The 18,614-nt window shown below is 69.0% G+C and carries 21 protein-coding genes; 16 read left to right on the top strand and 5 right to left on the bottom strand.

The features are described from left to right. Positions 1-3: 3 nt before the first annotated feature. Positions 4-804 (bottom strand): RadC family protein, encoded by an 801-nt coding sequence (radC, locus tag JAN5088_RS12075; RefSeq protein WP_082430012.1) that lies wholly within the window; start codon positions 802-804, stop codon positions 4-6. A 334-nt stretch (positions 805-1,138) separates the two neighbouring features. Here radC and JAN5088_RS12070 point away from each other — a divergent pair, with 334 nt between their 5' ends. The 4 genes from JAN5088_RS12070 (at position 1,139) to JAN5088_RS12055 (ending at position 5,644) form a co-directional block, all read left to right on the top strand. After that, positions 1,139-1,933, top strand: coding sequence for an inositol monophosphatase family protein (locus tag JAN5088_RS12070; protein WP_055683053.1), 795 nt, complete (start codon positions 1,139-1,141; stop codon positions 1,931-1,933). 46 nt (positions 1,934-1,979) lie between these two features. Further along, the gene (locus JAN5088_RS12065; RefSeq protein ID WP_055683052.1) at positions 1,980-2,195 is read left to right on the top strand and encodes a hypothetical protein; all 216 of its coding nucleotides are present in this window, start codon (positions 1,980-1,982) and stop codon (positions 2,193-2,195) included. A 119-nt stretch (positions 2,196-2,314) separates the two neighbouring features. Continuing rightward, complete coding sequence (deoC, locus tag JAN5088_RS12060) at positions 2,315-3,268, top strand: deoxyribose-phosphate aldolase (RefSeq protein ID WP_055683051.1); 954 nt, start codon at positions 2,315-2,317, stop codon at positions 3,266-3,268. Between the two features lie 66 nt (positions 3,269-3,334). Then, on the top strand, positions 3,335-5,644 hold the full coding sequence (locus JAN5088_RS12055; RefSeq protein ID WP_055683050.1) for an aldehyde dehydrogenase family protein: 2,310 nt from the start codon (positions 3,335-3,337) through the stop codon (positions 5,642-5,644). Positions 5,645-5,652: 8 nt separating this feature from the next. On the opposite strand, the gene JAN5088_RS12050 is transcribed toward JAN5088_RS12055, so the two are convergent. Next, entirely contained in the window at positions 5,653-6,579 is a 927-nt protein-coding gene (locus JAN5088_RS12050; protein WP_055683049.1) for a LysR substrate-binding domain-containing protein, read from the bottom strand. A gap of 101 nt (positions 6,580-6,680) precedes the next feature. Here JAN5088_RS12050 and JAN5088_RS12045 point away from each other — a divergent pair, with 101 nt between their 5' ends. Genes JAN5088_RS12045 through mnhG form a run of 7 tightly spaced genes read left to right on the top strand, consistent with a single transcriptional unit; the run spans position 6,681 to position 12,376 of the window. After that, complete coding sequence (locus JAN5088_RS12045) at positions 6,681-8,921, top strand: putative monovalent cation/H+ antiporter subunit A (protein ID WP_055683048.1); 2,241 nt, start codon at positions 6,681-6,683, stop codon at positions 8,919-8,921. After that, entirely contained in the window at positions 8,918-9,337 is a 420-nt protein-coding gene (locus tag JAN5088_RS12040) for a Na+/H+ antiporter subunit B (RefSeq protein WP_055683341.1), read from the top strand. The genes JAN5088_RS12045 and JAN5088_RS12040 overlap by 4 nt, the downstream gene beginning before the upstream one ends. A 1-nt stretch (position 9,338) precedes the next feature. Next, positions 9,339-9,698, top strand: coding sequence for a Na+/H+ antiporter subunit C (locus JAN5088_RS12035; RefSeq protein ID WP_055683047.1), 360 nt, complete (start codon positions 9,339-9,341; stop codon positions 9,696-9,698). After that, on the top strand, positions 9,695-11,194 hold the full coding sequence (locus JAN5088_RS12030) for a Na+/H+ antiporter subunit D (protein WP_055683046.1): 1,500 nt from the start codon (positions 9,695-9,697) through the stop codon (positions 11,192-11,194). The genes JAN5088_RS12035 and JAN5088_RS12030 overlap by 4 nt, the downstream gene beginning before the upstream one ends. Next, entirely contained in the window at positions 11,191-11,670 is a 480-nt protein-coding gene (locus tag JAN5088_RS12025; protein WP_055683045.1) for a Na+/H+ antiporter subunit E, read from the top strand. Before JAN5088_RS12030 ends, JAN5088_RS12025 begins: the two co-directional genes overlap by 4 nt. Beyond that, complete coding sequence (locus JAN5088_RS12020) at positions 11,667-12,017, top strand: MrpF/PhaF family protein (RefSeq protein ID WP_233489775.1); 351 nt, start codon at positions 11,667-11,669, stop codon at positions 12,015-12,017. Before JAN5088_RS12025 ends, JAN5088_RS12020 begins: the two co-directional genes overlap by 4 nt. Next, positions 12,014-12,376, top strand: a complete 363-nt coding sequence (gene mnhG, locus JAN5088_RS12015) for a monovalent cation/H(+) antiporter subunit G (RefSeq protein ID WP_055683044.1) — start codon at positions 12,014-12,016, stop codon at positions 12,374-12,376. Before JAN5088_RS12020 ends, mnhG begins: the two co-directional genes overlap by 4 nt. A gap of 8 nt (positions 12,377-12,384) precedes the next feature. Here the strand turns inward: mnhG and JAN5088_RS12010 are convergent, their stop codons facing one another. Together JAN5088_RS12010 and JAN5088_RS12005 are read right to left on the bottom strand one after the other, a co-directional pair. Continuing rightward, entirely contained in the window at positions 12,385-12,648 is a 264-nt protein-coding gene (locus JAN5088_RS12010) for a hypothetical protein (protein ID WP_055683043.1), read from the bottom strand. Between the two features lie 80 nt (positions 12,649-12,728). After that, positions 12,729-13,034, bottom strand: a complete 306-nt coding sequence (locus JAN5088_RS12005) for a hypothetical protein (RefSeq protein WP_233489774.1) — start codon at positions 13,032-13,034, stop codon at positions 12,729-12,731. A gap of 219 nt (positions 13,035-13,253) precedes the next feature. Here JAN5088_RS12005 and JAN5088_RS12000 point away from each other — a divergent pair, with 219 nt between their 5' ends. The 5 genes from JAN5088_RS12000 (at position 13,254) to JAN5088_RS11980 (ending at position 17,872) form a co-directional block, all read left to right on the top strand. After that, complete coding sequence (locus JAN5088_RS12000) at positions 13,254-14,525, top strand: acetylornithine deacetylase/succinyl-diaminopimelate desuccinylase family protein (RefSeq protein WP_055683041.1); 1,272 nt, start codon at positions 13,254-13,256, stop codon at positions 14,523-14,525. A gap of 3 nt (positions 14,526-14,528) precedes the next feature. Then, complete coding sequence (locus JAN5088_RS11995; RefSeq protein WP_055683040.1) at positions 14,529-14,891, top strand: YigZ family protein; 363 nt, start codon at positions 14,529-14,531, stop codon at positions 14,889-14,891. A 6-nt stretch (positions 14,892-14,897) separates the two neighbouring features. Further along, entirely contained in the window at positions 14,898-15,542 is a 645-nt protein-coding gene (locus tag JAN5088_RS11990; protein ID WP_055683039.1) for an endonuclease III domain-containing protein, read from the top strand. Positions 15,543-15,611: 69 nt separating this feature from the next. Next, complete coding sequence (locus tag JAN5088_RS11985) at positions 15,612-17,069, top strand: ABC transporter substrate-binding protein (RefSeq protein ID WP_055683038.1); 1,458 nt, start codon at positions 15,612-15,614, stop codon at positions 17,067-17,069. 62 nt (positions 17,070-17,131) lie between these two features. Further along, complete coding sequence (locus tag JAN5088_RS11980; protein WP_055683037.1) at positions 17,132-17,872, top strand: TspO-related membrane protein; 741 nt, start codon at positions 17,132-17,134, stop codon at positions 17,870-17,872. Here the strand turns inward: JAN5088_RS11980 and JAN5088_RS11975 are convergent. Further along, positions 17,817-18,596: an SDR family oxidoreductase gene (locus JAN5088_RS11975; RefSeq protein ID WP_055683036.1), complete on the bottom strand. Its 780-nt coding sequence runs from the start codon at positions 18,594-18,596 to the stop codon at positions 17,817-17,819. The genes JAN5088_RS11980 and JAN5088_RS11975 overlap by 56 nt on opposite strands. Positions 18,597-18,614: the final 18 nt, after the last annotated feature.

Below are 18,614 nucleotides of genomic sequence, written 5' to 3'. Positions count from 1 at the left end.
CGGTCAGCCCGCGACAGGGTCGTCGATAAGGCCAAGCGCCCGGAACGACACCTCCTGATCCTTACCGATGATCATGTGGTCGTGGATCACGATGTCGAGCGCGCCGCAGGACGCGACGATGCGCCGCGTCATGTCGAGGTCCGCGCCGCTGGGAGTCGGATCGCCCGACGGATGGTTGTGAATCAGGATGAGAGCGCTTGCATTCAGCTCCAGCGCCCGGCGCGCCACCTCACGCGGGTAGACGGGCACATGATCGACGGTGCCTGTCGCCTGCTCCTCGTCGGCGATGACGACGTTCTTGCGGTCGAGGAACAGGATGCGGAACTGCTCCGTGTCGCGGTGGGCCATGGTGGTACGGCAGTATGAAACCACGTCTGACCAGGACGACAGCACCTCGCGGTTCAGCACCTTGGCCTGGCCCATGCGATGGGCGAAGGCCTCGGCTATCCGGAGTTGCAGCCAGACCTTGTCGGTCGCCCCGTCGATCCGCAGGATGTTGCGCTCGGAGGCGGCGACGACGCCGTTCAGGTCGCCGAAGGCCGCCAGCAGACGCTTGGCCAGGGGCTTCACGTCGATGCGGGGGATCGCGTTGAACAGCAGAAGCTCCAGCAACTCGTACTCCGGCATGGGCTTGTGCCCCCCGGTCAGGAACCGCGCCCGCAGCCGTTCGCGGTGCCCCCAGTAGTGGGGCCGCGCATTGCCATCGGCGCCGCGCACCAGACCGCCGCCCGCGCTCGCCTCGGGCGACAGGCGGTCGGTCTTCTGCCAGCGGGGGGCGAAAGCGGGCTCCGTAGGGGTGCCCATCGGCGGTATCCGCGCCTCAAGGTCCGCCAACCCGCCCTGCGCCGCTTCGGCGAACCCGCGCGCGGCGGTCGGCTCCGGCGCCGCATAGACGGGAATCTCGGGCGGCGCGGATTTTCCCGGCAGACGCTCCAGCACCCGGTCGCGCAGCCTTGCCAGGTCGAGGGATGGTGTCTTCACTGCCTGTCCGCCCTGCCGTTCGATGTCGCATCCAGCTAGCCAGCCAGTGGTAAACGGACGGTTAACGCAAAGGCCGAAGCGGCGGGCCCCTGTCTTTCCCCTTCACCCGCGCGCCATCCCGCGCTAGACGCCCGGCCTGACCGAATGGAGCGGACCGATGCAAGGCAGTGCCAACCTCAACGTGATGATCAAGGCCGCGCGCAAGGCCGGCCGGTCGCTGGTCAAGGATTTCGGCGAGGTCGAGAACCTTCAGGTCTCCTCCAAGGGCCCCGGCGACTTCGTCAGCCGCGCCGACCGCAAGGCCGAGGAGATCATCCGCGAGGAACTGACCGAGGCGCGCCCGAACTACGGCTGGCTGGCCGAGGAGTCGGAGCCCGTGGAAGGCAAGGACCCCACCCGCCGCTGGATCGTCGATCCGCTGGACGGGACGACGAATTTCCTCCACGGAATGCCGCATTGGGCCGTGTCCATCGCGCTCGAACACAAGGGCGAGGTGACGTCGGCGGTCGTCTACGACCCGGTCAAGGACGAGCTGTTCTGGGCCGAGAAGGGCACCGGCGCCTGGCTCGACGGACGGGTGCGGCTGCGTGTGTCGGGCCGCACGTCGATGATCGAGACGGTGCATGCCACCGGCCTGCCGTTCGCGGGTAACAAGTATCTTCCGGCGGCCCTGCGCGACCTTGGCCGCATCCTGCCGGTCTGCGCGGGGGTGCGCCGGTGGGGGGCGGCATCGCTCGACCTCGCCTATGTCGCGGCCGGGCGCTACGACGGCTATTGGGAACGCGGGCTCAAGCCTTGGGACATTGCCGCCGGCATCCTGCTCGTACGCGAGGCAGGCGGTTTCTGCGAGCCGATCCGCGAGGGTCAGACCCTGCTCGAAGACGGGCACGTCGTCGCCGGGTCCAGCGCGATCTTCGAAAAGTTCGCCAAAATCATCCGCACTTCCGACTGAGGGAACCACAATCCGGTCGGATTTGGCCGGGACAGGCGGTGCCAGTATGGCTCACCGCATCCCGATTGGGTCCTTCCTCGCCGATGAGCGCGGCGCCGTCCTCGTCGACTGGGCGATCCTGACCGTCGCCGTCATCGTCACCGGGAACTTCCTGTTCGAGGAAGTGGCCGCCGCCACCCGCCATCTGGCGCAGGACCTGAGCGATACGCTGGGCGAGATCCGCGTGACCGGCAGCTTTTCCGACTTCGACCGTTATCGCTGACCCATCGGCGCGGCCGGACCGCTCCCCGAGGCCGGAGGCGCCGCATGGGCACGGTTGCACTCGGCCGGACCCCATGTCACGGTTTTTGCCGATGTCCTCCTTCCAGCAACGGACCGCCTGTGACTTCACACGCCCTGCCCCGGAACGCCGGCCTGCCCTTCGACCCCGCCTTGGTCGCAGCCGTCCGCGTGAACACGCCCGCGACCCTGCGCCGGGCCGCCACGATCCCGGCACGGCGGTCGCTCAAGAAGGAGTGGCAGGCGGCCTGGCTCGCCCGCGCGATCAGCATGATCGACCTGACCACGCTGTCGGGGGACGACACCCCGGGCCGGGTCCGCAGGCTCTGCGCCAAGGCACTGTCGCCGGTACGCCCCGACATCCTGGAAGCAATCGGCCTGCCCGACCTGACGGTGGGCGCGGTCTGCGTCTATCACGAGATGGTGCCCGTGGCGGTCGAGGCGCTGGACGGGCGGCTGCCCGTCGCGGCCGTCTCGACCGGCTTCCCCGCCGGACTGTCGCCCTTCGACCTCCGCCTGCGGGAAATCGAGCGGTCGGTCGCGGCCGGGGCCAACGAGATCGACATCGTCATCTCGCGCCGCCACGTCCTGACCGGCGACTGGGCGGCACTTTATGACGAGACGGCGCAGATGCGAGCGGCCTGCGGCGACGCGCACATGAAGGCGATCCTCGCGACGGGGGAGCTGGGGACGCTCAAGAACGTGATGAAGGCCAGCCTCGTCGCTATGATGGCGGGATCGGACTTCATCAAGACCTCCACAGGGAAGGAGGCGGTGAACGCCACCCTGCCCGTCTCGCTCACCATGATGCGGGCGATCCGGGCCTATGAGGCGATGAGCGGCTTCAAGGTGGGCTACAAGCCCGCGGGCGGCGTGAGCAAGGCGAAGGATGCGATCACCTATCTGGCGCTTCTGAAGGACGAGTTGGGGGACCGCTGGTTGCGCCCCGACTTGTTCCGCTTCGGCGCCTCGTCCCTTTTGGGGGATATCGAGCGGCAGTTGGAACATCATGTGACGGGGCGGTATTCGGCCGCCTACCGGCATGCGGTCGGCTGACGGGCGGGGGTCAGGGGCCGGCCCCTCGCGCTCCTTGGGAAACTGGACAAGCAAAGAAGGCGCAAAATGACCGTGGCCGAGATATTCGAGAGCATGGACTGGGGCCCCGCCCCCGAAAGCCGCGCCGAAGCGGATGCCTGGCTCGACGCCCATGGCCGGACCTTCGGCCATTTCATCGGCGGCAAGCGGCTGTCACCGGGCGACACCTTCGCCACAATGAACCCGGCCACCGGCGCGGAACTGGCGCGGGTGACACAGGGGACGCCGGCCGACGTGGAGGCCGCGGTCAAGGCGGCGCGCAAGGCCGCGAAGGGCTGGGCGGCGACGCCGGACCATGACCGCGCGCGCGTCCTCTATGCCATCGCGCGGGGCTTGCAGAAACATGCGCGCCTTTTCGCGGTGCTGGAAACGCTGGACACCGGCAAGCCCATCCGCGAGTCGCGCGACATCGACGTGGCGCTGGCCGCGCGGCATTTCTATCACCATGCGGGCCACGCCGAATTGCGCGCCGAGACCTTGCCGGATGCGGAGCCCTGGGGCGTCTGCGGCCAGATCGTGCCGTGGAACTTTCCGCTCCTGATGCTGTCGTGGAAGATCGCGCCGGCGCTGGCGATGGGCAACACGGTGGTCCTGAAACCCGCCGAATGGACGCCGCTCACCGCGCTGGCCTTCGCCGACGTCTGCGACGCGGCCGGCGTGCCGCCGGGCGTGGTCAACATCGTCACGGGTGACGGCGACACAGGCGCCGCGCTGGTCGCGGCCGAGATCGACAAGCTGGCCTTCACCGGCTCGACCGAGGTGGGGCGCATCCTGCGGCGCGCGACGGCAGGGCGCGGCATGGGCCTGACGCTGGAGCTGGGCGGCAAGTCCCCCTACGTCGTCTTCGAGGATGCCGACATCGACGGCGCGATCGAGGGGTTGATCGACGCGATCTGGTTCAACGGCGGGCAGGTCTGCTGCGCCGGTGCGCGCCTTCTGGTGCAGGAGGGGATCGCCGACGATTTCACGGCGCGGCTGAAGGACCGCATGGCGCGCATCCGCGTGGGCGATCCGCTCGACAAGGCGGTGGACATGGGCGCCCTCGTCCATCCCGAGCACAAGGCGCGGGTCGAGGCGTTGCTGGCGCGCACCTCGGGCACCGTCCACCGCGGATCGGCACCGGAGGGCTGCTTCCTGCCGCCGACGCTGGTGACGGACCTGCACGGCGCCGACCCCCTGATGCAGGAGGAGGTGTTCGGCCCCGTCCTCGCCATGACCACCTTCCGCACCCCGGCCGAGGCGGTGCAACTTGCCAACGACACGCGCTACGGCCTCGCCGGATCGGTCTGGTCGCAGGACATCGACGTGGCGCTGGACACCGCGCCGAAGATCCGGGCGGGGGTCGTCTGGGTCAACGGCGCCAACATGCTGGATGCCGCCGCACCCTTCGGGGGCATGAAGGAATCGGGCTTCGGCCGCGAAGGCGGCATTGCTGGCCTACGCGCCTATGTGCGGCCTGCGGCGGCTGCGAAGCTCGGCCCCCGGCGCACCTTCGACGCGGACGTCGCGCCTTCCGATGCCATCGACCGCACCGCCAAGATGTACATCGGCGGCAAGCAGGCGCGCCCCGACGGCGGCTATACCCGCCTCGTGGCGGGCCCGAAGGGGCCAGTGGGCGAGGTGGGCATCGCCAACCGCAAGGACCTTCGCAACGCGGTCGAGGCGGCCGCCGGCGCCGCCTCCTGGTCGCGCAGCACGGGACACATGCGCGCGCAGATCCTCTATTACCTGGCCGAGAACCTGTCGGCCCGCGCGGCGGAGTTCGACGCCCGGCTTACCGCCCAGACCGGCGGCAAGGGCGAGGCCGAACGAGCCGTCCGCAACCTGTTCCGCTGGGCCGCCTGGGCCGACAAGCACGACGGGCGGACGCTTGGCGTGCCCATCGGGGGGCTGGCGCTGGCGCTCAACACGCCGGTCGGCGTCATCGGGGCCTTCGCACCGGAGGAGGCGCCGCTCTCGGGTCTGGCGCAGATCGTCGGCGCGGCGCTGGCCATGGGCAATCGCCTTGTGCTGGTCGCACCGGAGGGGGCGCCGCTGACGGCCACCGACTTCTACCAACTGCTCGACACGTCCGACGTGCCCAGCGGGGTGGTCAACATCCTGACCGGCGGCCACGAGGATCTTGCCGCGCAGATGGCCGGGCACGCGAACGTCGATGCGGTCTGGTCGTTTTCCTCGGTCGACATCTCGGGCACGATTGAGCGCGAGGCGGCGCACGACCTGAAACGGACCTGGGTGAACCACGGTCGCGGCCGCGACTGGGCGGCGCACGATCCCGGTCCCTGGCTCGCCCATGCGACCGAGACGCAGACGATCTGGATCCCCTTCGGCACCTGACGCCCCGATCAGTCCGGGTCGATGACCCGCACTTCCGGCGCCGTCGCGGCAAGCGTGTCGCGGATGGTCGCGGCAAGCCTGCCGAAGGCGGCCCGTTGCGCCGCCGTCTTGCGCGACACGATGCCGATGTCACGCCCCGGCGCCGGGTCCGACAGGGGCCGCGCCGTCACCAGCGCCTCGCGCGCGACCTCCGAGCGGACGTAGAGCGCAGGCAGTACCGACAGCGCGAGCCCCGTCGCCACCATCTGCCGCAGCGTATCGAGCGACGTCCCCTCGTAATCGAGCGACAGCCGCGCGCCCGTCTCCTCGCAAAGGGCGGCGACCGTATCGTGCAGCCGGTGCCCGGCTTCCAGCGTCATCACCGTCTCGCCCCTCAACGCGGCGCGGTCGACGACATCGTGCGCCGACAGCGGATGGTCCACCGGCAGGACAACCAGAAGCGGCTCGTGGAACAGCGGCTCGACATGCAGGTCGGCGCCTTCGACGGGCGTGGGGAAGAACAAAAGGTCGAGCGTCCCGTCCCGCAGCCGCCCCAGCAGGTCGGTGGCGGTGCCCTCGCGCACATAGAACTTCAGGTCGGGAAAGCGGGCGTGCAGCGCCGGGATGACCAGCGGCAGGAAGTAGCTGCCGAGCGAACCCACGACCCCCACCCGCACCGTCGCCGCCAACGGGTCGGACCCGCTGCGCGCCAGCGCCGCGATATCGGCCACGTCACGCAGCACGCCCCGCGCGCGGGCGGCGACCTGCGACCCCACAGGGGTCAGCGTCACGCCGGAGCGCGACCGCTCGACAAGCTGGACGCCCAGCTTCTCCTCCAGCTCGCGCAGTTGGGTGCTCAGGGTGGGTTGGGTGACGTGGACGCTCTCGGCGGCCTTGCGGAAGTGGAGCGTTTCCGCGACCGCCACGAGATAGCGGAATTGTTGCAGGGTCGGCATGGCGGTTCCGATAGGTGTTGACTATCGAATATATGACAACGGATGTATTGAACAATCAACCCGCCCTGTTATGTCTCTCACCGAACTCCAAAGGGGGGCCGATGGCCGCGACACAGACAGACAGCCGCGCTCTGACCCGGCCCGCGGGGCTGATCTCGGTCGCCGTGCCGCTGGCGCTGTTCGGCTGGTTCCTGCAATTCCTGCCCGAGATCGCGGCGGGCGGCACGGTCGTCTACCGCATCGACTGGGTCCCCTCGCTTGAAGTTGGGCTCGGCGTCCTGCTCGACGGGCTGTCGCTGACCTTCGCGCTCCTCATCACGGGGATCGGGGCGCTGGTCACGCTCTATTCCACGTCCTATCTCGGCGGGCATCGCGACTATGGCCGGTTCGTCTGCTACATCCTCGCCTTCATGGGCGGGATGCTGGGGCTCGTGCTGTCGGACAACCTGCTGTCGCTGTTCGTCTTCTGGGAAGTCACCACGATCTCCAGCTACCTGCTGATCGGCTTCGACGCCGACCGCGGCACGGCGCGGCGCAACGCGCTTCAGGCGCTGCTCGTCACCGCCACGGGGGGTCTGGCGTTCCTCGCGGGCATCATCCTCATCGGCATGGCGGCCGGCACCTTCGACATCTCGGGCATCGGAGAGCCGCTGGCCTCGCATCCCCTGTACCTGCCGATCTTCCTGCTGGTGGTGGCCGGCGCCTTCACCAAGTCGGCGCAGGTGCCGTTCCACTTCTGGCTGCCCAACGCCATGGCCGCCCCCACCCCGGTCAGCGCCTATCTCCACTCGGCCACGATGGTGAAGGGTGGCGTCTACCTTCTGGCGCGGATGAACCCGTCGCTGGGCGGGACCGACCCGTGGTTCTGGACGCTGGTCCTGTTCGGGGGCGTCACCGCCGTCTTCGCCTCGGTCATGGCGCTGCGGCAGACCGACATCAAGCAGGTGCTGGCCTACACGACGCTCATGGCTCTCGGCACGCTCATCATGTTCATAGGTGTCGGTACCGAATACGCCGTCCAGGCGGCGATGGCTTTCCTCGTGGTCCACAGCCTCTACAAGGCTGCGCTGTTCCTGATGATCGGGGTCGTGGACCACGGCACGGGCACGCGGGATGCGCGGGTTTTGCGCGGCCTCGGCCGGGCGATGCCGGTGACGATGGTCGCCGCGATGCTGGCGGCCCTGTCCATGGCGGGGGTGCCGCCCCTGTTCGGGTTCGTCGGCAAGGAGTTCCTCTACAAGGCCGCGCTCGACCTCGACGTCGGACGGCTCTGGGTCACGGGATGCGCTTTCGCGGCCTCGGCCCTGATGTTCGCGGCCGCGGGGATCGTGGCCTGGCGACCTTTCATGGGCAAGCCCGCGGACACGCCCACGGCCCCGCACGAAGGACCCTGGCCCATGCTGGCCGGGCCGCTTGTGCTGGCGCTCCTGGGGCTTGCCCTGGGCATCATGCCGGACCTGGCCGAACCGCTCGTGCGCCCGGCAACGGCGGCCGTCCTCGGCGTGGCGGCCAAGGTGGACCTCTACCTGTTCCGAACGGTCAATGCGGCCTTCGTCCTGTCGCTTCTGACCTTCGCGGCGGGGTTTGCGCTCTATCTGTCCCACGCGCGGCTCCGGGCCGGGCTCTCGCGCACGCCCAAGCTGTTCGATCCGGGGTGGGATCGGCTCATGGACCTGGTGGCGGCGGGGTCGACTGCGCTGACGGGCGCGATCCAGACGGGACGGCTCCGGCGCTACATCTTCGTGACCTTCGCGACCCTCGCGGCGGTCCTCTCCGTCGCGCTCTGGCGGGCGGAAGTCACGCTGGCCGCGCCCGATTTCGACGACCTGAGGGCCAAGCACTGGTCCGTCCTGATCTTCATCATGGCCGGCGCCCTGCTGACCGCCTTCACCAGATCGCGTATGACCGCGGTGGCCGCGCTCGGGGTGGTGGGCATCGGGGTCGCGCTGATCTTCATCATGTTCGGCGCACCCGACGTCGCCATCACCCAGCTTCTGATCGAGGTTCTCCAGGTCGTCCTGTTCGCGGTCGCCATGCTCAAGCTGCCGCACCTCGGGCGGGACATGAACACCCGGCCGCGGGCCTGGGATGCGGTGCTGGCGCTCGCCATCGGCGGGCTGACCGCGACGATCCTGATCGCGGTCATGGCGACGCCGCTGGACCTGCGCCTCACCGCCTTCTTCGAAGCGGCCTCGGTGCCCCTCGCCCATGGGCGCAACATCGTGAACGTGATCCTGGTCGACTTCCGCGCGCTCGATACCTTCGGCGAGATCGCGGTGGTCGCCGTCGCCGCCCTCGGCGCATGGGCGGTGCTGCGTGGCACGCGGGGGGCACGGCCATGACGTCTCTCATCGTCCGGGCGGCGACGCGGGTTCTCGTAGGCCTCTTGCTGGTGTTCTCGATCTTCATGCTGCTGCGCGGGCACAACGAACCGGGCGGCGGCTTCATCGGCGGGCTGATCGGCGCGACGGGGTTCATCCTCTATGCCATCGCCCATGGCTGCGCGGCCGCGCGGGGCGCGCTGCGGGCCGATCCCCGGTCCATCGCGGTCGCGGGGCTGGGCGTGGCGCTTCTGGCGGGGGTGGCGGGCCTTCTGGCCGGCGATGCGATCTTTACCGGGCAGTGGCTGTTCCTCGGCGGGGCGGAGGGCGAGAAGGGCCTGCCGCTGTCGACGATCCTGCTGTTCGACCTGGGGGTCTACCTCGTGGTGCTCGGCGCCGTTCTGACCATCGTCTTCGCGTTGGAGGAGGAGGTCTGACATGGAGTTCCTGATGGCCCTCATGGTCGGCGCGCTGGTCTCGGCGGCGGTCTACCTGATGCTGGCGCGCGACGTGCTGCGCTTCCTCTTCGGTCTCGTGCTGGTCTCGAACGCGGCGAACCTGCTGATCTTCGCCTCCGGCGGGCTGACGCCCGAGGCGCCGCCGCTCGTCCCCGAGGGGCTCAAGGCACCGCCGCCCGACGTGGCGAACGCGCTGCCGCAGGCGCTGGTGCTGACGGCCATCGTCATCGGCTTCGGCCTGTTCGCCTTCGCGTTGATCCTGATCTACCGCAGCTATCAGACGATGGGCACGCTCGACTCCGACCGGATGCGCCTGGCCGAGCCGGAGGGTCGCGATTGACCGCCCTTCTGCTGCCGGCCCCCATCCTGATCGCCTTCGCCACGGCGATCCTCGCGTTCCTGTTCCGCGGCGGGCGCGAAGGACGCTGGATCTCGGTCGCGGGCTCCGCTGTCATGCTGGTCGCGGGGTCGATCCTGCTGGTGCGCGTGCTGGCCGAGGGGCCGCAGGCCGCGCAGATGGGCAATTGGCCCGCGCCCTTCGGCATCACGCTGGTGGCCGACACGCTCTCGGCCGTCATGGTCGTCATCACCGGCATCACCGCACTGGCGGTCAGCGTCTACGCCCTGTCGGACATCACGGCCGAGATGGAGGACCTGGGCTATCACACCCTGTTCCAGGTCCTGATCGCGGGGGTCACGGGGGCGTTCCTGACGGGGGACCTGTTCAACCTCTACGTCTGGTTCGAGGTCATGCTGATCTCCTCGTTCGGCCTGCTGGTCATGGGCGGACGGCGGGTGCAGATGGACGCGGGCATCAAGTACGTGACCCTGAACCTCATCTCGACGGTGCTGTTCCTGTCGGGCATCGGGCTCCTTTACGGGGTCACGGGCACGCTCAACCTCGCGGACCTGCATTATGCCGTGGCCGGGGCCGACGAGGGCCTCGTGACCGTGATCGCCTGCATGTTCCTCGTGGGCTTCGGGGTAAAGGCCGCGGTCTTCCCGTTGTTCTTCTGGCTGCCCGCCGCCTATCATACCCCGGCCTTCTCGGTTTCGGCGGTCTTCGCGGGCCTGCTGACCAAGGTGGGGGTCTACGCGATGATGCGGATGTTCACGCTGGTCTTCACGCAGGACACGGGCTTCACCCACGGGCTCCTGCTCTGGGTCGCCTGCGCCACCATGGTGACGGGGGTCCTGGGTGCGGCGGCACAATCGGACTTCCGCCGCATCCTGTCGTTCCACATCGTCAGCCAGATCGGATACATGGTGCTGGGGCTCGCGCTTCTGACGCCCCTGGCGCTGGCGGGGGCGGTCTTCTACCTCGTCCACCACATCATCGTGAAGGCCAACCTTTTCCTCGTCGCGGGCGTGGTCAAGCGGATCGCCGGCGATACCGAGATCGACCGGATCGGGGGCCTCTATCGCGGGGCGCCGGTTCTGGCGTTCCTGTTCCTGATCCCGGCGTTCTCGCTCGCCGGATTTCCGCCGCTGTCGGGGTTCTGGGCGAAATACGTCCTCGTGGCCGCTGCGATGGATCTGCGGATGTGGGTCGTCGCGGGCATCGCGCTGGCCGTCGGGCTGATGACGATCTATTCGATGACCAAGATCTGGGGCCGCGCGTTCTGGGCGCCGCATCCGGGCGCCGTCGTGCCGCGCCTGTCGTCGCTGCCGCCGGGGGATCGGGTCGCGCTGCTCGTCCCCATCGCGGGGCTGGCGGCGCTGACCGTGGCGATCGGCCTGTTCCCCGAGCCGTTCCTGCGGATAGCCACTCGCGCAGCCGAGGAACTGTTTGACCCGACCGCCTATCTGACCGCCGTTCTGGGAGAGAGGTCATGAGCCTGTTCCTGCTGAACCTCCTGCTCGCGTTGGCCTGGGCGGCGCTCACGGGGCAGTTCACCCTGCCGGGCCTCGCCATCGGCTTTGCCGTGGGGTTCGGCGCGCTCTGGCTGGTGCAGCCCCTGTTCGAGAACCGGGGCGGGGGCTATTTCGTGCGGGTCTACCGTTGGATCAGGCTCCTCGTCCTGTTTCACTACGAACTGGTCGTCTCCTCGTTCCAGGTCGCCCGCGACGTCCTGACCCCTCGTCACCGCGCCCGGCCGGGTATCATCTGCATCCCGCTCAAGGCGCGGGGCGAGGCGGAGGTGCTGCTGGTCACGAACCTGATCTCGCTGACCCCCGGCACGCTCAGCCTCGACGTGACCGAGGATTGCAACACCCTGGTGGTCCACGCCATGTTCGCCGACGACCCCAAGGCCATCGCCCGCCAGATCGAGAACGGAATCGAGCGCCGCGTGCGGGAGGCGCTGGAATGATGTCCCCGACCCTGACCGAGCAAATGCCGATCCTGAACATCTGCGTCCAGATCGCCTTCGTCATGGTGATGGCGGGGGTCCTTCTGGCGATGGTCCGCCTCATCAAGGGGCCGTCGCTGCCCGACCGGGTGGTCGCGCTCGATACGATGACGGTGCTGATCGTGGCCTTCTGCGGGTTGTTCGCCATCGACGCGGGGTCGACCGCGTTCCTCGACGTGGCGGTCGTGCTGGCGCTCATCGGGTTTCTGGCCACGGTCGCGCTGGCCCGGTTCGTGGAGCGCAAGCGGCGCAGGCCCGCGCCGGAGGATCTGCTTCGCGCGGACCACCCGCCGGAGGAGGGGCCGTGATCTTGGAGATCTTCATGTCGGTCTGCGTCCTGTCGGGCGGGTTCTTCGCCTTCGTGGCGGGCCTTGGCATCCTGCGCCTGCCGGACGTGCTGATCCGCATGCACGCGACGGCCAAGGCCGGCACGCTGGCCTCGGGCCTCATCATGCTGGCGGTGGCGGCGGGGTTCGGCGATGCCTCCACCGTCGCGCGGGCGGTGGCCATCGTGGTCTTCCTTTTGCTGACGGCGCCCGTCGGCGCGCACATGATCGGGCGCGCGGCTTTCCGCTCGGGCGTGCCGCTCTGGCCGCCGACCCGCATCGACCCGGATGCGCACATCAAGCTCGGGGTAAAAAAACCACCGGAAAACGACCGGCCCTGAGCGTCCCGTCAGGTCGCGTTGATCGCATAGATCAGCACGGCGAGGCAGGCGATCGGCACCACATAGACCCCCAGCACCAGCCGGCGCCGCAGCCCCGCGTCATAGTCGCGGATGCCGTTCCGCACATAGGTGTGCTGCGGCAGGGGCGGGCGGTCGCGCTCCCACCGGGCTTCCAGCCGCTGCCGCTCGCCGGCGCGGAACCACATGGTCAGGCACCAGTAGATCACGGTCAGTCCCGCCAGCACCGGAATCGTCAGCTTGAGCAGTGCCATCGCGTCCCCTTGACCGAATACCCGACCCTGGGGGATCATACCCCGCATCGGGTCCGGAGACGAGCCGTCGGACGGCGACCTCACCACTTCATCGTCTTCCAGCCACGCGGCAGGTTCGCCAGCGACAGCACCATCACCGGCCCCCAGAGCAGGCCCGACTTGGCGGACAGCAGGGCGAAGTGCAGCGGCGCGCCGCGCAGGACGGTCGCCCCCGCCTCGCCGTAGAGGACATAGAAGCCCACCGCCGAAACCAGTGCGAGCACCGCGGTGGACAGAAGGCCGATGACCAGGAGCCAGCCCACCCCTTCGGGCAGGATCCTCGACCAGAGCCATGGCACCACCCAGGAAACCAGCGCGAGGCCGATGACGGGCGCCCAGACGCTCAACCCCATGCCCTGACCGACGGGCTGGCCATTCCATCCCCTTTGCCAACACGTCCCATGTCGGCTCCCCCGTTCCCCGTTCGACGGTGCGATAGGGGCCGATCCGAGGGGCAAGATCAAGCGCCGTCGGCTCCGGAGGCCGCGGCCGGCCAACTGGCGTCCGGCGCGGTTTCGGACCATGGTGCCTCCCCGAAGGACCTAAGCGTGAAAAAGGGGACGGCCATGGATGCGTTGCTTGCGGAAATCGAACGGCGCGAAGGCGATCTCGTGTCGCTCACGCAGGAGCTGATCCGCATTCCGACGCTGAACCCGCCGGGCCTGCATTACCGCGACATCTGCGATCTGGTGGGCGCCCGGATGAAGGCGCAGGGCTGGGACGTGCGCCTGATCCGGGCCGAAGGCGCCATCGGAGACAGCGAAAGCCATCCGCGCTGGAACGTCGTCTGCCGGCTGGAGGGGCGTGGCGGCCCCGGCGACTGCGTCCACTTCAACGGGCACCACGACGTCGTCACCGTGGGCGACGGCTGGACGCGCGATCCCTTCGGCGGCGAACTGGCCGGAGGCCGGGTCTACGGGCGCGGCGCCTGCGACATGAAGGGCGGCATCGCCACCTCCATCGTCGCGGCCGAGGCCTTCGCCGCCCTGACCCCCGGGTTCCGCGGCGCCATCGAGATTTCCGCAACCGCCGACGAGGAATCGGGCGGCTTCGGCGGCGTGGCCTATCTGGCCGAGAAGGGCTTCTTCGACCCGGACCGCGTGCAGCATGTCATCATTCCCGAGCCGCTCAACAAGGATCGCATATGCCTGGGCCACCGGGGCGTCTGGTGGGCCGAGATCGAGACGAAGGGCCACATCGCCCACGGCTCCATGCCGTTTCTCGGCGACTGCGCGGTGCGTCACATGGGCGCCGTGCTGGACGAGATGGCGCGGACGCTGTTTCCGGTGCTCGCCGGGCGACGTACCGACATGCCCGTCGTGCCCGAAGGCGCGCGGTCCTCGACGATGAACCTCAATTCGATACATGGCGGCGAGCCGGTGCAGGAGGCCGACTACACCGGCCTGCCCTCCGCCTGCGTGCCCGATCGCTGCATCCTGACTATCGACCGCCGCTTCCTGATCGAGGAGGACATCGCCGAGGTGAAGGCCGAGGTCGTGGCGATGATGGAGCGTATCCGCGCGGTCCGGCCCGATTTCCGCTACGAGATCCGTGATCTGTTCGAGGTATTGCCCACCATGACCGCGCAGGACGCCCCCGTCGTCCGCACGGTGCAGGACGCGGTGCATCGCGTCCTGGGCAAGTCGGCCGAATTCGTCGTCAGCCCCGGAACCTACGACCAGAAGCACATCGACCGGATCGGGCGGCTCAGGAACTGCATCGCCTACGGGCCGGGCATCCTCGACCTCGCCCATCAGCCGGACGAATGGATCGGGGTGCGGGACATGGTGCAGTCGGGGCAGGTCATGGCGCTGGCGCTGCACGACCTGCTGGGCTGAGGTGTGCGGACGATCCACCTCGACATCAACGACCGGGGCAGCCGCTATGCCGTGACGGGCGGCCCGGCTCACGACGCCGATGCGGCCCGCGATCTGGTGCGCGACCTCTGCGGCGACAAGAAGTTCGCGCGCGCCACGCACAATACCTGGGCGCTTATCGGCGCGAACGGCCCGGTCAAGGCCGACGACGGCGAGGCGGGTGCCGGCATGGTGATCCTGCGGATGCTGGAGCGCGAGGGGCTGCGCAATCATGTCGTCGTGGTGACGCGATGGTTCGGCGGCAAGCATCTGGGCGGCGACCGGTTTCGCCATGTCCAGACCGCCGTTCGGACCTATCTCGACGCGATAGGCCACGGTGCTAGCTGAGGCGGGATGCTGGACGAAGACCAACGGTTCGAGTTGATGAAACGGCTGCGCGCCGAACTGCCCGATGCGCCCAAACCGCAGGCCAAGGGCGGTCGCGACGCGTTCCGGTCGGTCGTGTCCTGCCTGCTGTCGGCGCAGAGCCTCGACCGCAACACGGCGGCCGCCTCGAAGGCGCTGTTCGCGCTGGCCGATACGCCGCAAGGCATCCTCGACCTGCCTGAGGAGCGGATCGTCGACGCGATCCGTCCCGCCGGGCTTTATAACGTCAAGGCGCGCAACCTGCGCCGGATGTGCCGTGCGCTGATCGACGAGCACGGCGGGACCGTTCCGCAGACGCGCAAGGGGCTGATGTCGCTGCCGGGCGTGGGCCGGAAATGCGCGGACATCGTGCTGCACTTCACCTTCGGTCAGGACACCGTGGCCGTCGACACGCACGTTCACCGCGTCTGCAACCGCACGGGCCTGGCCCATGGCAAGACCGAGGCGCAGACGGCCGCATCGCTCGAAGCGCGCATCCCGGACGGATTTCTGTCGGACGGGCACCTGCTCCTCCTGACCCATGGCAAGCGGACCTGCCGCGCGCGGGCGCCGCTCTGCCCGACCTGCGTGCTGCGCGACCTGTGCGAAGCCTTTCCCGCAATCCTCGATTGAGGATCGGACGCTTGCCCCCCGCCCGTCCCCGCGCCTAACGTGGCGCCGACAACGGGGGAGGATACCGACATGCTGCTCAGAACCGCCGCGGCGCTTGCGCTGATGACCACAACCGCGATGGCCCAACAGACGGACATCGCCATCGGCATGGTGCTGGAGCCGCCGAACCTCGACCCCACGGCAGGCGCCGCCGCCGCCATCGACGAGGTCGTCTATGCCAACGTGTTCGAGGGGCTGACCCGCTTCGGCCCCGACGGCTCGATCCAGCCCGGCCTCGCCGAAAGCTGGGACGTGTCCGAAGACGGCACCGTCTGGACATTTCACCTCCGCGAGGGCGTGACGTTCCATGACGGCACCTCCATGGACGCCGACGACGTGGTCTTCTCGCTCGGCCGGGCGCGGGCGGAGGACTCCGTCAACGCGCAGAAGGCCCTGTTCGAGGGGATCGAGACGGTCGAGGCCGTCGACCCCCAGACCGTCCGCATCACACTCGGCGCGCCCAACGGAAACCTTGGCTTCAACCTGGCGTGGGGCGATGCGGTGATCGTGGCGCCCGAAAGCGCAGAGACGAACGCGACCGATCCCGTGGGCACCGGCCCGTTCCGCTTTGCCAACTGGGTGCAGGGCGACCGGGTGGAACTGACGCGCTACGACGACTACTGGGGCGAGGCACCGGCGCTGGAGAGCGCGGTGTTCCGGTTCATCTCCGATCCCAATGCGGCCTTTTCGGCGATGATGGCAGGCGACATCGATGCCTTTCCGAACTTTCCCGCCCCCGAGACGCTGAGCAGCTTTGCAGCGGATCCGCGCTTCACCGTCATCGTCGGATCGACCGAGGGCGAGACGATCCTGGCCATCAACAACGCCGTCGTCACCGATCCGCGCATCCGCGAGGCCATCGCCCGCGCCGTCGACCGGCAGGAAATAATCGACGGCGCCATGTTCGGCTATGGCACCCCCATCGGCAGCCATTTCGCCCCCCACAACCCCGACTACGTCGATCTGACCGGCCGGGCGCCCCATGACCCCGACAGGGCCCGCGCCCTGCTGGAGGAGGCGGGGGCGAGCGACCTGAAGCTGCGCCTGGCCCTGCCGCCGCCCAGCTATGCCCGTCGGGGCGGCGAGATCGTGGCGAGCCAGCTGCGCGAGGTCGGGATCGAGACCGAGGTGACGAACCTCGAATGGGCGCAATGGCTGGAGCAGGTTTTCAAGGGGAAGGACTTCGACCTGACCATTGTCAGCCACACCGAACCCATGGACATCAACATCTATGCCCGGCCGGATTATTATTTCCAGTACGACAACCCGGAGTTCCAGGCCCTGATGGAGAACGCCGAGACCGCCACCGACCCGGCCGAGCGCAGCGCCCTCCTGCAGCAGGCGCAGGAGATGATCGCGGACGACCACGTCAACGCCTTCCTGTTCCAGCTTGCCAAGACCGGCGTGGCCGATGCACGTCTGGAAGGGCTTTGGGAGAATGCGCCGACGCAGGCGAACGACCTGTCGGAAGTCCGCTGGACCGAATGACGCGGCGGAGGCGCCCGCGCGGCGCCCCTTGGCCCGACGAACGGCCGGCCTAGGTCCGGGGGATGAAGATCAAAGCCGTCCTCCTCCTCGTCGTGGCGCTGGCCTTCGCGGCCTCGCCCCTCATGGTCCCCGGCTTCGGCGGCTACGAGCCGTCGCAGTTCCCGGCCCTGGAACAGGACCCCCCGATCCTGCCCGCGGGCTACGCCTTTGCGCTGTGGGGGGTGATCTATCTCTGGCTCATCGTGATGGCGGGGTTCGGGCTCATCCGGCGCGATCTCGACGCGGAGTGGGACGCGACACGCCTGCCACTCATCATCAGCATCGGCATCGGCTCGGTCTGGCTGCCGGTGGCGCTGGTGTCGCCGCTCTGGGCAACGGTGCTTATCTGGGCGATGCTGGCCGCGGCGCTGGCCGGGCTGATCCGCACGCCGCAGCGCGACCTCTGGCTGCTTCGCGCGCCGGTCGGCCTCTACGCCGGATGGCTGACGGCGGCGTCCTGCGTGTCGCTCGGCACGCTGCTTATCGGTTTCGCGATTCCACCCTTCGGTCCGGTGGGCTGGTCGGTCGCCATGCTGGCCCTGGCCCTCGCCATCACCGTCGTCCTGCTGCGTGCCCGGCCGTCGCTGATGTACGGAGCGGCGGTGGTCTGGGCGCTGATCGCCGTGACGGTGCGCGACGGGGCGACCCTCGTAGGGATGCTGGCCGTGGGTGCGGCCGTTCTCGTGGCCGCCCTGACGCTTCTCCGCCTCAGATCGTTGCGTTCGTCGCGCCCCCGTCCAGCAGGACGTTCTGCCCCACGATAAACCCTGCGTGCCGGGAGCAGAGGAACGCGCAGGCCGCGCCGAACTCCTCCGGCGTGCCGTAGCGCCGCGCGGGGATCGTCTTCTCGCGCTGTGCCCGCGCATCTTCCAGCGACAATCCCTGCGCCTCGGCCACGCCCCGGTCCAGGCTGTCGGCCCGGCTGGTCGCGTGAATGCCCGGCAGCAGGTTGTTGATCGTCACCCCCGACGGCGCCACCTGCCGCGCGGTCCCCGCGACATAACCGGTGAGACCCGTGCGCGCCGTGTTCGACAGGCCCAGTGCGGCGATCGGCGCCTTGACCGATTGCGAGGTGATATTGACCACCCTGCCCCAGCCCCGGTCCATCATCGCGGGCAGGCAGGCTTTCATCAGCGCGATGGGCGTCAACATGTTGGCATCCAGCGCCGCGATGAAATCGTCGCGGTCCCAGTCGGACCAGTTGCCCGGCGGCGGGCCGCCCGCATTGGTGATCAGGATGTCGGGCGAGGCTGCGGCCTCCAGCACCTCGGCCCGGCCATCGGCCGTGGTGATGTCGGCGGCGACGGTGACGATGCGGACGCCGTGACGCGCCCGCAGGTCTTCGGCAGCGGATTCCAGCGCATCGGCCCCGCGCGCGTTCATCACCAGATCCACCCCCGCTTCGGCCAAGCCGGCGGCACAGCCCAGCCCCAGCCCCTTGGACGAAGCGCAGACCAGCGCCCGTTTGCCCCTGATTCCCAGATCCATCGCTACCTCCCCTGATTG

This window comes from Jannaschia rubra (assembly GCF_001403735.1).
In the GTDB taxonomy this organism is placed as follows: Bacteria; Pseudomonadota; Alphaproteobacteria; order Rhodobacterales; family Rhodobacteraceae; genus Jannaschia; species Jannaschia rubra.
Note: the sequence above shows the minus strand (reverse complement) of the source record. Positions and strands in the feature narration are given on the sequence as shown.

Excerpts from the sequence above, each read along its gene's own strand:
- radC (WP_082430012.1), bottom strand. The coding sequence starts at position 804 with ATGGGCACCCCTACGGAGCCCGCTTTCGCCCCCCGCTGGCAGAAGACC.
- JAN5088_RS12070 (WP_055683053.1), top strand. The coding sequence starts at position 1,139 with ATGCAAGGCAGTGCCAACCTCAACGTGATGATCAAGGCCGCGCGCAAG.
- JAN5088_RS12065 (WP_055683052.1), top strand. The coding sequence starts at position 1,980 with ATGGCTCACCGCATCCCGATTGGGTCCTTCCTCGCCGATGAGCGCGGC.
- JAN5088_RS12055 (WP_055683050.1), top strand. The coding sequence starts at position 3,335 with ATGACCGTGGCCGAGATATTCGAGAGCATGGACTGGGGCCCCGCCCCC.
- JAN5088_RS12050 (WP_055683049.1), bottom strand. The coding sequence starts at position 6,579 with ATGCCGACCCTGCAACAATTCCGCTATCTCGTGGCGGTCGCGGAAACG.
- JAN5088_RS12045 (WP_055683048.1), top strand. The coding sequence starts at position 6,681 with ATGGCCGCGACACAGACAGACAGCCGCGCTCTGACCCGGCCCGCGGGG.
- JAN5088_RS12040 (WP_055683341.1), top strand. The coding sequence starts at position 8,918 with ATGACGTCTCTCATCGTCCGGGCGGCGACGCGGGTTCTCGTAGGCCTC.
- JAN5088_RS12035 (WP_055683047.1), top strand. The coding sequence starts at position 9,339 with ATGGAGTTCCTGATGGCCCTCATGGTCGGCGCGCTGGTCTCGGCGGCG.
- JAN5088_RS12025 (WP_055683045.1), top strand. The coding sequence starts at position 11,191 with ATGAGCCTGTTCCTGCTGAACCTCCTGCTCGCGTTGGCCTGGGCGGCG.
- JAN5088_RS12020 (WP_233489775.1), top strand. The coding sequence starts at position 11,667 with ATGATGTCCCCGACCCTGACCGAGCAAATGCCGATCCTGAACATCTGC.
- JAN5088_RS12010 (WP_055683043.1), bottom strand. The coding sequence starts at position 12,648 with ATGGCACTGCTCAAGCTGACGATTCCGGTGCTGGCGGGACTGACCGTG.
- JAN5088_RS12000 (WP_055683041.1), top strand. The coding sequence starts at position 13,254 with ATGGATGCGTTGCTTGCGGAAATCGAACGGCGCGAAGGCGATCTCGTG.
- JAN5088_RS11990 (WP_055683039.1), top strand. The coding sequence starts at position 14,898 with ATGCTGGACGAAGACCAACGGTTCGAGTTGATGAAACGGCTGCGCGCC.
- JAN5088_RS11985 (WP_055683038.1), top strand. The coding sequence starts at position 15,612 with ATGCTGCTCAGAACCGCCGCGGCGCTTGCGCTGATGACCACAACCGCG.
- JAN5088_RS11980 (WP_055683037.1), top strand. The coding sequence starts at position 17,132 with ATGAAGATCAAAGCCGTCCTCCTCCTCGTCGTGGCGCTGGCCTTCGCG.
- JAN5088_RS11975 (WP_055683036.1), bottom strand. The coding sequence starts at position 18,596 with ATGGATCTGGGAATCAGGGGCAAACGGGCGCTGGTCTGCGCTTCGTCC.